This window comes from Actinoplanes sp. NPDC004185, from assembly GCF_053603475.1.
In genome coordinates this window covers 45,019-56,368 of the sequence record NZ_JBSGFR010000001.1, presented here as the reverse complement: position 1 = coordinate 56,368, position 11,350 = coordinate 45,019, and the positions used below count along the sequence as shown (strand labels likewise).

Here is an 11,350-nt window from a genome sequence, read left to right as displayed (position 1 = left end):
CCCCACCACCGTTCAGGAGTCCGCATGACCGCCGCCCTCACCGGCACCCGCGCTCAGCTCCCGGCCCAGTGGCCGGCCGCGCTGTCCCCGCACTGCCTCGAGGTCATCGACATGCCCACCCCGTACCTGGTCACCGATCTCGACACGGTCGTGGACCGGCTGTCGGCGTTCACCGCGGCGCTGCCGGGCGTACTGCCGTGCTACGCCATGAAGTGCAACCCCTCGCCCGAGATCCTCGCGACCCTGCGGGACCACGGCGCGAGCTTCGAGGTCGCCTCGCTGGGTGAGCTGCGGATGCTGGAGCGCCTCGGCGTCGACCCGGCCGGCGTGCTCTTCAGCAACCCGGTCAAGGCGCCGGGGCACATCGCCGCCGCGTACGCCGCCGGGCTGTGGCGCTTCAGCTTCGACTCGGCCAACGAGCTGCGCAAGATCGCCGAGCACGCCCCGGGCAGCGCCGTCTACCTGCGGCTGCGGGTGGACGACACCGCCAGCTCGTTCCCGTTGTCGCGCAAGTTCGGCGCCGAGCTGCCCGAGGCCCGTGACCTGCTGGTGCTGGCCCGGCGGCTGGGGCTGCGCCCGTACGGGATCACCTTCCACGTCGGCTCCCAGTGCGGCACCGCGGCCGCCTGGCGGCACGCCCTCGGCGCGACCGGGGCGATCATGGCCGACCTGCTCGACGACGGCATCCGGCTCGACATGATCGACCTCGGTGGCGGCTTCCCCGCCCGCTACCAGGCCGAGGTGCCCTCGATCGGCGAGATCGGCGCCATGGTGCTGCCCGCGCTGGCCGAGCTGCTGCCGTACCGGCCGGAACTGCTCGTCGCCGAGCCCGGCCGGCACCTGGTCGCCGAGGCCGCGGTCATGGCCGTCGGGGTGATCGGCCGGGAGGTCCGCGGCGGCCGCGACTGGCTCTTCGTCGACGTCGGCGCCTACAACGGCATGATGGAGACGATCCAGGTGCCGACCGGCTGGGACTACCCGATCTGGTCGTCCGTGCCCGGTCACGGCGAGGTCCCCACGCTGCCCTTCACCATCACCGGTCCCAGCTGCGACAGCTCGGACACGATGTTCCACGGCGTCGAGCTGCCGGCCGGTATCGACGTGGGCGACGTCGTCTACATCGGCTCGGCGGGTGCCTACACCCTCAGCTACGCCTCTGCTTTCAACGGTTTCGCGCCACCCACGCCGCTGTTCGTCGGCGGCGGCACCGGCGAGCCGGACCTGCGGGAGCTGACGGACGAGCTGGTCCGGTCCGGAACCTCCGGTGGTCGCTGACCACAAGCGGCGTGAGCCCAGGGGCGGCGGGCACCGCCGCGTCGGACCGGTCGGCCTGCGCCGGGCCGGCCGGGCCCGCGAGCTCGTGGTGTCCGGCGTCATCGACTCGTTCGGGATGGCGCTGGGCTGGACGATCCTCGTGCTGCTGGCCGTCTCCCGGGGCGGCCTGGCCGAGGCGGCCCTCTACAACGCCGCGATGCTCATCGGCGTCGTGCTGTCCGCGCCGGTCACCGGCTGGCTCTCGCGCCGCTACGCCGGCCGGACCCTGCTGCGTGGGGCCGCCGGCACGGAGATGCTGCTGCGCGTGGGCGCGCTCGCCGGGCTCATCGCCGGCCTGCCGTCCTGGCTGATCGCGGTCGCGGTCACGGCGATGCACGTGGCGGCCTGGATCGGCTTCGCCGCGATGCGGGCCGAGGTCGCGGCGGTGGACGCCCGGCCGGGGTCGATGACGCGCTACGCCCTGGCCATCGCCGCCGTCGAGGCCGCCGGCACGGGGCTGGGCGCGCTGCTGCCGGCCGGCCCGGACGGCCACCCGACCGGCTGGCCGCTGGTGCTGATCTTCATCGCGTACGCGGGCTCGCTGATCCCGACGATCATCAGCTCGCGGCGGGCCCGGATGACCCCGCACGGCGCGGCCCGCCGGATCATGCCCGCCCGGATCCTGCGGTACGCCGTCAGCACCCTCACCGGCGGTCCGGGAACCACCGGGCACCGGCGGAACCCGGCCCGCCCGCTCCGTCGCCGGCTCGCGGTCTCGCCCCGGCTGCTCGTCGCGGGCGGCGGCATCATGCTGCTCGCCTCGGGACCGACCCTGCTCGCCGTCCCGCTCACCACCGAGCTGCACGGCCGGCACTGGGTGGCCGGCGCCGCCATCGCGTTCAGTCTCGGCTGCCTGCTGGCGACCGTGGCGGTCGAGGCGATCAGCACCATGAAGCTGCCGGCCGTCCTGCGCTGGACGCTGTGGGGTGTCGCCATGCTGGTCGGCTGGATCGGCGCGCCGATGCACGCGGTCAGTGTGCTGATCGCCCAGTTCCTCGCCGGCGTGAGCCAGACCGCGTTCGAGGGCGACATGGACGCGCTGGTCGCGGACGAGGCGCCGGCCGACGGCATCACGACGGCGCTGGCCTACAGCGCGTCGGTCCGGGCGCTCGGCGGCTCGGTGGCGGTCAAGCTGCTGCCGATGATGGTCACCGCGCAGTCGATCGACAAGGCGGTCAGCGCGGCGGTCCTGGCCCTCGGTGTCGTCGCCCTGCTGATCTGGGTCGTGACCGCGGTGCCGCGGCTGCACCGCCGGCCGATGCCGATACCGGAGTGACCAGGCCCTCCCGGGATTTCCACAGCAAAAACGGGTAGTGATGAGGGCATGACCGCGTTTGCGCCCCGGACCCCCGCCGAGCCGATGCCAGGGCTCGACATGTCCGGTCCTCGCGAGCAGGGTCGCGCGGTGGTGTTGCTGCTGCCCGGGGGCCGCGAGACCAGCGTCGCTCCGGCGCGCCGGGGTCCGGCGTATCTGCGGATGGTGCCGTTCGCCGCGGCGATCGCCTGGAGCACCCGGGGTCAGGATGTCGCGGTCTGGACCCTGCGGTACCGGTTGCGCGGCTGGAACGGCGGCGCCGAGGATCCGGTGCGCGACGCCCGCTGGGCCCTGGAGCAGGCGCGCCGGTCGCATCCCGGGGCCCCGATAGTGCTCGTGGGTCACTCGATGGGCGGGCGGGTCGCCCTGCGGCTGGCCGGCGAGCCCGGCGTGACCGGCGTGTGCGCGCTGGCGCCGTGGATCGAGGCCGGCGAGCCCGCACCCCGGCCCGGCGCGACGATCGTGATCGCGCACGGTGACGCGGACCGGGTGACGAGCCCGCGGTCGTCCGCCGCGTACGCAGCCCGGATCGGTGCCTCGTTCGTGCCGGTTCCCGGTGAGACGCACACCCTGCTGCGGCGGCCGGTGTTCTGGACCCGGCTCGTCACCGCCTTCGTCACGACGGCCCTTCAGCCGGCGGCGCACGCCCGCTGACCTTCCGCCCGGTTCCGGAACCTGGCGTTGCCGACGAGACCGCTGATCGCCGGGCGACCCTCTTCACCTGCATCGATCTGCCCCGAGCCCGGAGCACGCGGACGAGAAAGCGCTTCCCGACGCTCTAGCAGGCATTGACACCCGTTAACCGGCGGTTCAGAGTGACGTACCAAAGAGCGCTTTCTCATCCCCGAAGCAGTTCTGAAACCGCTCCGACACATCCCGCTGGTTTCCCCACCTCTTGATTCCCCGCAAGGAGGACCGTCCATGAGTCCTGAAGTTTTCCGAAGTAACGGGCGCCGCCTGGCGCCCGTGCGGGTCGCCGCGCTCACCTTCGCCCTGCTCGGCCTGCTGGCGGCCTATCTGGTCGCCACAGTCCGCAACGCCGACGCGGCTGAGGTCGTGGTCTCGCAGGGCAAGCCGACCACTGCCTCCTCCGTCGAATGGGAGGGCACGCCCGCCTCCGCCGCCACCGACGGCAACACCGGCACCCGTTGGTCCAGCGCCTTCGCGGCCGCGCAGTGGCTGCAGGTCGACCTCGGTGCCACCACGGCGGTCAGCAGCGTGAAGCTGAACTGGGAGGCCGCGTACGCGACCGCCTTCACGGTCCAGTTCTCCACCAACGGCACGACCTTCACCAACGCCACCGGCACGCTGCGCGGCAACGCCGGCGAGCAGACGATCACGGTCGCGGGCAACACCCGCTACGTGCGGCTCAACCTGACCGAGCGGGCCCTGGCCATCTACGGCTACTCGCTGTGGGAGTTCCAGGTCTTCGCGGGCGGCAGCACGCCGACCACCCCGCCGACCACCCCGCCGACCGGTCCGACCACCCCGCCGCCCGCGGGCGGCGCGACGCTGCTGTCCTACAACAAGCCGGGTGCGGCGTCGAGCGAGCAGAACGACGTCAACTGCAACCCGTGCACGGTCAACAAGGCCTTCGACCTGGACCCGGCGACCCGCTGGGCGACCAGCTCCACCACCGGCTGGGTCGACCCCGGCTGGATCTACGTGGACCTCGGGGCCACGGCCCAGATCAGCCGGGTCGAGCTGCAGTGGGACCCGGCCTACGCGACCTCGTACAAGATCCAGGTCTCGCCCAACGCGACCAGCTGGACCGACATCTACTCGACCACCACCGGCAAGGGCTTCAAGGAGGTCCTGAACGTCAGCGGCACCGGCCGTTACGTGCGGATGTACGGCACCGCCCGGGCGACCCCGTACGGCTACTCGCTCTACGACTTCAATGTCTACGGCACCGGCGGCGCCCCCACCGCCCCGCCGGCCCAGCCCGCCGACCCGGTCTTCCCGGCCGGCCGGCTGGTCTTCAACGACGAGTTCAACGACCCGGCGGGCACCAAGCCGAGCACGGCCAAGTGGACCTACGACCCGGGCGTGCCGCAGAACGGTGAGGTCCAGTACTACACCGAGAACAGCAACAACGCGCAGATGAACGGTCAGGGCCAGCTCGTCATCGAGGCCCGCAAGGAAGCCTCCAACGGCCGCGAGTACACCTCGGCCCGGATGAACACCGCCGGCAAGTTCACCACCCAGTACGGCCGGGTCGAGGCCCGGATCAAGGTGCCGAAGGGCAACGGCCTGTGGCCCGCGTTCTGGATGATGGGCGCCGACTTCCTCACCGGCCGCCCGTGGCCGTACAACGGCGAGATCGACATCATGGAGGTCCTCGGCCGCAACACCAGCGAGGCGTACTCCACGCTGCACGCCCCGCAGTACAACGGGGCCGGCGGCTACGGCCAGAAGTACGCCACCGTGGACCTGTCGCAGGACTTCCACGTCTGGGCGGCGGAGTGGGACAGCAAGGGCATCAAGTTCCTGCTCGACGGCAACCAGGTGTTCTACGCCAGCAAGGCGACCGTCGAGGCGACCCGCGGACCGTGGATCTTCGACCACCCGTTCTACGTCATCCTCAACCTGGCCGTCGGCGGCGACTTCCCCGGTCCCATCGACGCCTCCACCCCGTTCCCGGCCCGGATGCTCGTCGACTACGTCCGCGTCTACAAGTGAGCTGACCCCCGCGCCGGGGCGGGTTTCCCCGCCCGCCCCGGCCCAGGAAGGATCCCCATGCGCAAACGACGTCTTTTCACCGCGGCCGCAGTCGCGACCATCCTCACCGGCTTCGTGGCCATCACCCAGGGCTCGGCCAGCGCCGCCGACGGGCTGCTGTCGGCGAACCGGCCGGCCACGGCCTCCTCCCTCGAGTCCGCGGCCTTCCCGGCCTCCAACGCCGTCGACGGCAACCCCGGCACCCGCTGGTCCAGCGCGTTCAGCGACCCGCAGTGGCTGCAGGTCGACCTCGGCGGCACCGCCACCCTTTCCTCGGTGGTGCTGGACTGGGAGACGGCGTACTCACGCACCTTCAACCTGCAGACCTCGGCCGACGGCAGTTCGTGGACCACGATCAAGGCCAACGTCGCCGGCACCGGCGGCCGGCAGACCGTCGCCGTCACCGGCTCCGGACGCTACGTCCGGCTGCAGTCCACCGCCCGCGCCACCCAGTGGGGTGTCTCGCTGGCCGAGTTCGAGGTGTACGGCAGCGGCGGCGGCACCGCTCCCCCGCCGACGATCCCGCCCGGCGCCGTCCGGGTGGCCGAGTTCCTCGCCGACTGCCCGTTCAGCCACCGGCTGCCGGACGACCCGATCGTGTTCCCGAACATGCCGGGCGCCTCGCACATGCACAGCTTCTTCGGCAGCACGGTGACCAACGCGAACTCGACCGTCAACGACCTGTTCAACGCGAACAGCAACTGCAACCCGTCGATCGACAAGTCGTCGTACTGGATCCCGACCTTCTACAACGGCAACACCCCGGTCGAGCCGACCACCGGCATCTTCTACTACCTGGGTGAGGGCGTCCGGGACGACCTGATCGCGCAGGCCCAGCCGCTGCCGTTCGGCCTGCGGATCGTGGCCGGCAACGCCAAGGCGACCGGCCCGGCCGACGCGTCGAACTCACGCTGGTCGTGCCTGCACGCCGGGCAGGTGGGCTCGTCGCACGACTTCGTGGAGTGTCCGGCCGGCACGATGCTGGAGTCGTACCTCGACTTCCCGCAGTGCTGGAACGGCCGCGACCTGGACTCGCCGGACCACAAGAGTCACATGGCGTACCCGGTCAACGCGGCCTGCCCGGCGACCCACCCGGTCGTCGTGCCGAAGCTGCGGCAGGTCATGCGCTACCCGGTCAACGGCAGCACGGCGAACTTCCGGCTGGCGTCCGGCAACGGGTACAGCATGCACGGCGACTTCTTCAACGCCTGGCCGGTGGAGGAGATGGCCCGCCGGGTCAACGACTGCATCCGGATCATCGTCAAGTGCGGCACGAACGGACGGCCGTGAGATGACGTCCGCAGCCGCCGGGGCTCGTCGCCGCCCCGGCGGCTCCGGGCGTGAAAGCGCTCTCAAGCAAAAAACGCCTGGTGCTATAACAGACGCCATGACTACCCGGCCCTCCCGCGCAGGGCAGCACCCGACGATGGACCAGGTCGCCGAGGCGGCCGGGGTGTCGCGGGCCACCGTCTCCCGGGTGATCAACGGCGCCCCCAGCGTCGACGCCAAGATCCGCGAGATCGTCCAGCGCGCCATCGCCGACACCGGCTACGTGCCCAACGTGGCGGCCCGCTCGCTGGTCACCCGCAAGTCGAACTCCGTGGCCCTGGTGATCTCCGAGCCCGACCGGCCGCACAACTCCTCGTTCCTCAACCGGATCTTCACGGATCCGTACTTCGGCCGGATCACCGCCGGCGCCACCGGCGCGCTGCGCCCGCACGACGTGCACCTGGTGATCATCCCGACCGACTCGACGGACCACCACCACGTCATCCGCTACCTGCGCCAGGGCCACGTCGACGGGGTGCTGCTGATCAGCAGCCACGAGCAGGACCCGCTGCCCCGGCAGGTGCACGAGCTGGGCATCCCGGCCGTCGTCTCGGCCCGGCCCGCGTCGCCGCTGGCCGCCAGCTTCGTCGACGTCGATCAGCGGCTGGGCGCCCGGCTCGCCGCCGAGCACCTGCTCAGCCGCGGCTGCCGCCGGCTGGCCACGATCAGCGGGCCGCTGGACATCCCGGCCGGCTCCGACCGGCTCGACGGCTTCCGGTCCTTCCTGGCCAACCGGGGCCTGGGCGACGTGCCGTCGATCGAGGGCGACTTCACCCGGCACGGCGGCGAGGAATGCGCCCGCCGGCTGCTCGCCGAGCACCCCGACATCGACGGCCTGTTCGTGGCCAGCGACCTGATGAGTGAGGGCGCGCTGCGGGCGGTGCAGGATCTCGGCCGCCGGGTCCCCGACGACATCGCCGTGGTCGGCTTCGACGACAGCAGCGCCGCCCTCGACTGCCGGCCGCTGCTGACCACCATCCGGCAGCCGGTCGAGGAGATGGCCGCCGAGATGGCCGAGGTGCTGATGGCCCACATCGCCGCGCCCGGCCGGCTGCCGCGCTCGGTGACCTTCCAGCCGACGCTGGTGGTCCGCGAGTCCGCGTGAAGCCCGGTCGACGACATCGGCCATCATGACCGCGTGGGCGACCTTGCGATCAATCTCCTGGCGAGCGTCATCGCCGGCACGGCCGTCTGGCTCGCCGGCTTCCTGTTGCGCCGCCGCAAGCTGAGCCGCGAACGCGCCTTCTTCGGTCTCACCGAGGGAGCGAGCTGCCTGCTGGTGGTGTCCCGGCACGCCTCCTCACCGCGCGAGTTCAGCGTGCACCGCCGCGACGTCGCCGCGCTGGTGGAGCTGGCTACCATCGCCCGCGAGTGCGGCGCGCACGCCGACCGGGTCGGGGAGAACCAGCCCACCGGCGAGATCGGCCGGCTCACCGAGTTCTGCGTCGGCGGCCCCGGCGACGCCAGCCCGCGCAGCGCCACCCACGTACGCACGATCCTGCGCGGCGTGACGTATGCGGTCTTCGACGACGAGAAGCCCCGCCTGTCGTTCACCGTGGGCGGCACCGAGTACGTCCTCACCCCGGAGACCAGCTACGTCCTGCTCGCCCGGTTCTGGGGACCGGCGGGTGGACACCCGGTCTTCTTCATCGGTGGCCTGAGCGCCGGCAGCAACCTGGCCGGCGCCCGCTACCTGGCCGCCCACCACCCCGAGCTGGCCCGCCGGTACGGCGCCGACCGCCCCTTCGCGCTGGTGCTGCGCATCGTCGAGCCGGCCGCCTACGGCACCGACTTCACCGAGCTCGCGGCCGACGTGACCGACGTCGCGTTCCAGCCGGTGCCGCAGCCGGCGGAGTAGAACAGAGTCATGGACATTCTCGTCGCCGGCGGCCACGGCAAGGTCGCGCTCCGCCTGCTCAGACTGCTGGCCGGTCAGGGGCACACCGCCCGTGGCCTCATCCGCTCACCCGCCCAAGCCGCCGACCTCACCGCGCTCGGTGCGGTCCCGGTCGTCGGTGACCTGGAGAACGACGCGACGCTGGACGCGTACGTGCAGGGCGCCGACGCCGTGGTGTTCGCGGCCGGCGCCGGGCCGGGCAGCGGGGCTGAGCGCAAGCGGACGGTCGACCTGGGTGGCGCGGTCAAGCTCGCCGACGCGGCCCGCGCCACCGGGGTACGCCGCTACGTCATGGTCTCCTCGATCGGCGCCGACCGGCCGGACTCCGCGGGCGAGTCGATGCGGGCCTATCTGCAGGCCAAGGCCGAGGCCGACGACTACGTCCGGGCGAGCGGACTCGACGTCACGATCGTGCGCCCGGGCTCGCTCACCGACGATCCCGGCACCGGCCTGGTCCGGGTCTCGGCCGAGCTGGGCCACCGGGGGCCGGTCCCGCGGGACGACGTGGCGGCGGTGCTGGCTGCCGTGCTGACCACGCCGGCCACCATCGGCGCCACGTTCGAGCTGTTCGCCGGCGACACCCCGATCCCCGAGGCGCTCGCCGCGCTGTAGTCACGCCGTCAGCAGGTCCTGCCGCTCGCGCATCAGTCCGCTCCAGTGGGCGCGGGCCGTCTCGGTGCGCTGGTCGACGTCCTGGCGTACCTGCGCGACCACCCCGGCCGAACCGTCGGTGTTGCGGATCGCCTGGTTGATCTGGTCCCGCATGAGCAGGTCCGAGAAGAAGACCTGCGCGACGCCGGTGGGTGCGACGACCGGCCGCGGGGCGTGGCCCAGCGGCCGGGCCAGGCCGACGTCGGCCAGCTCGGTGTGCAGCACCACGAGGCAGCGGTCGGCGTACGCCGCCGACCGGGCGACCCCGTCGAGCCAGTCCGGCGCGCCCAGCGCCACCGCGCCGCCGAGCAGATTGTTGCTCGTCTGGCGGCCCGAGAGCCGGTCGAGCTGCCGGCGCAGCTCGGCCAGCGCGCCCAGCGCGGTGTCGGCGGCCCGGCCGGCCTCGTGCAGCTCGCGCAGCTCCGCCTCCACCCGGCCGCGTTCCCCGGCCAGGGCCAGCAACCGGGTGACCTGCGGGCCACCGGTCCGGCGCAGGTGGCTCTCCTTGTCGTCGACCGCCCGGGCGAAGCGGGCCGGCAGGTCGGCCAGCTCGGCCAGCCGCGCGTCGACGGCCGCCTGCTCGGCGCGGAGGGCAGCCAGCCGGCTTTCGCCCTCGGCGACCCGGTAGCGCGCCGCGTCGGCCTCGCCCTGCTCGCGGGACAGCTCCTCGGCGTGCGCGCCGCGCAGGGCAACCAGCACCCGGGACAGCGAGAGGCCCTCGAGGCGCTCGACGTCGCGGACCTCCCCGGCCCACGTCGCGCGCAGTTCGGCGAGGGCGGTCACCTGCTCGGTGAGACGCTGGTCCAGCTGGGCCCGGCGGGCGCGGAGCAGCTCGGCCTCGCGGACCAGTCCGGCCAGCGCGGTCAGGCGGGTTTCGATGTCCTCGGTCACGCCCTTGATTCGAGCAGGCCGGGGCAAGCAAACGCGCGGGCGGTCAGCCTGGGCGCCGATCCGCCGGTAGCCTGCGAAGGATGGGGACAACGGGGGACACACTGGCGGCCGGCAACGAGGCGATGGTCGAGGCCGCGTTCCGGACCGGGGACTACGAGGCGGCCGAGCGGACCTTCGAGGAGCTGCTGACCCAGGCCCGGGCCGACGGCGACCGGGCCCTCGAGGCCGCGGTGCTGGACCGGCAGGCGATGCTCATGCACTTCCGGGCGCTGGAGGACGACGACCTCGGCAAAGCCGACAGCGAGGGTGAGGAGGCCCTCTTCCGGCAGGCCCTGGAGATCCGGCGCGGCCTCGGCGACCCGGCGGGCACGGCCGAGTCGCTGTTCGGTGTCGGGCTGGTCCACCAGGTGCTGCGCCAGGACTGGGATGCCGCCATGCCGTACTACTGGGAGGCCCTCGACCTGGCCGACCGGTACGGCGACCTGCTGCTGCGCTCCGAGGTGCACCGCCACGTCGGCTTCTACTACGCGGCGTCCGATCTGCAGTCCGACAAGGCGCTGGAGCACCTGCGCATCTCGCACGAGCTGCGCGCCGAGCTCGGCGACCCGCGCTGGATCCCGGGCGGCACGATGGCCCTGGGCATCGCCGAGCTGGCCGACGGGCTGCGCGAGCAGGGGCTGGCGCACGTCCGGGAAGCGGTCGCCCAGGGCCGGGAGGCCGGCCTGAGCCCGCACCGCGTCGCCTGGATGCAGGACTTCCTCGACAAGGCGGAGGCCGAACGGTGACAACCCTGTCCGAGGCGTGGAGCCTGGCCGCGAACGAGAGCGGCCTGGCCATCGTCTCCACCCTGCGCGCCGACGGGACGATCCAGTCCTCGCTGGTGAACGCCGGCGTCGTGGCCCATCCCGGCACCGGTGAGCAGGTGCTGGCCTTCGTCACGTACGGCCGGGTCAAGCTGGCCAACCTGCGGGCCCGCCCCCAGGTCACGACGGCGTTCCGCAGCGGCTGGCAGTGGGCCACGGTCGAGGGCCACGCCGAGCTGGCCGGCCCGGACGACGCCCGGCCGTGGCTGGACGCCGACCGGCTGCGCCTGCTGCTGCGCGAGATCTTCATCGCGGCCGGCGGCTCCCACGACGACTGGGCCGAGTACGACCGGGTGATGGCCGAGCAGCGGCGCACCGCCGTGCTGATCAGCCCCACCCGGATCTACAGCAACTGACGCCCGCCGCGCG

Annotated in this window: 11 protein-coding genes; 10 read left to right on the top strand and 1 reads right to left on the bottom strand. The window is 72.7% G+C overall.

All coding sequences use genetic code 11. The features are described from left to right. Positions 1 to 24 precede the first annotated feature (24 nt). The 8 genes from ACWEOZ_RS00245 (at position 25) to ACWEOZ_RS00210 (ending at position 9,188) form a co-directional block, all read left to right on the top strand. Positions 25 to 1,275 carry a type III PLP-dependent enzyme gene (locus ACWEOZ_RS00245; RefSeq protein ID WP_451908579.1) on the top strand — a complete coding sequence of 417 codons (1,251 nt, stop codon included), beginning with the start codon at positions 25 to 27 and terminating at the stop codon, positions 1,273 to 1,275. Beyond that, positions 1,265 to 2,590 carry a hypothetical protein gene (locus tag ACWEOZ_RS00240; protein ID WP_451908578.1) on the top strand — a complete coding sequence of 442 codons (1,326 nt, stop codon included), beginning with the start codon at positions 1,265 to 1,267 and terminating at the stop codon, positions 2,588 to 2,590. The genes ACWEOZ_RS00245 and ACWEOZ_RS00240 overlap by 11 nt, the downstream gene beginning before the upstream one ends. Before the next feature lie 48 nt (positions 2,591 to 2,638). After that, a complete protein-coding gene (locus ACWEOZ_RS00235) occupies positions 2,639 to 3,283 on the top strand; it encodes an alpha/beta hydrolase (protein WP_451908577.1) in 645 nt (214 codons plus the stop codon). A 267-nt stretch (positions 3,284 to 3,550) separates the two neighbouring features. After that, a complete protein-coding gene (locus ACWEOZ_RS00230) occupies positions 3,551 to 5,311 on the top strand; it encodes a discoidin domain-containing protein (protein WP_451908576.1) in 1,761 nt (586 codons plus the stop codon). Positions 5,312 to 5,368: 57 nt separating this feature from the next. Further along, positions 5,369 to 6,640, top strand: a complete 1,272-nt coding sequence (locus tag ACWEOZ_RS00225; RefSeq protein ID WP_451908575.1) for a DUF1996 domain-containing protein — start codon at positions 5,369 to 5,371, stop codon at positions 6,638 to 6,640. A gap of 97 nt (positions 6,641 to 6,737) precedes the next feature. Then, positions 6,738 to 7,784: a LacI family DNA-binding transcriptional regulator gene (locus ACWEOZ_RS00220; protein WP_451908574.1), complete on the top strand. Its 1,047-nt coding sequence runs from the start codon at positions 6,738 to 6,740 to the stop codon at positions 7,782 to 7,784. A 33-nt stretch (positions 7,785 to 7,817) separates the two neighbouring features. Further along, positions 7,818 to 8,537, top strand: coding sequence for a hypothetical protein (locus tag ACWEOZ_RS00215; RefSeq protein WP_451908573.1), 720 nt, complete (start codon positions 7,818 to 7,820; stop codon positions 8,535 to 8,537). A gap of 9 nt (positions 8,538 to 8,546) precedes the next feature. Then, positions 8,547 to 9,188 (top strand): SDR family oxidoreductase, encoded by a 642-nt coding sequence (locus ACWEOZ_RS00210; protein ID WP_451908572.1) that lies wholly within the window; start codon positions 8,547 to 8,549, stop codon positions 9,186 to 9,188. Here ACWEOZ_RS00210 and ACWEOZ_RS00205 read toward each other — a convergent pair whose 3' ends face one another. Beyond that, complete coding sequence (locus tag ACWEOZ_RS00205) at positions 9,189 to 10,118, bottom strand: hypothetical protein (RefSeq protein WP_451908571.1); 930 nt, start codon at positions 10,116 to 10,118, stop codon at positions 9,189 to 9,191. Between the two features lie 80 nt (positions 10,119 to 10,198). On the opposite strand from ACWEOZ_RS00205, the gene ACWEOZ_RS00200 reads away from it, so the two are divergent. Together ACWEOZ_RS00200 and ACWEOZ_RS00195 are read left to right on the top strand one after the other, a co-directional pair. Continuing rightward, positions 10,199 to 10,903 carry a tetratricopeptide repeat protein gene (locus ACWEOZ_RS00200; protein ID WP_451908570.1) on the top strand — a complete coding sequence of 235 codons (705 nt, stop codon included), beginning with the start codon at positions 10,199 to 10,201 and terminating at the stop codon, positions 10,901 to 10,903. Then, the gene (locus ACWEOZ_RS00195) at positions 10,900 to 11,337 is read left to right on the top strand and encodes a TIGR03618 family F420-dependent PPOX class oxidoreductase (protein WP_451908569.1); all 438 of its coding nucleotides are present in this window, start codon (positions 10,900 to 10,902) and stop codon (positions 11,335 to 11,337) included. Before ACWEOZ_RS00200 ends, ACWEOZ_RS00195 begins: the two co-directional genes overlap by 4 nt. Positions 11,338 to 11,350: the final 13 nt, after the last annotated feature.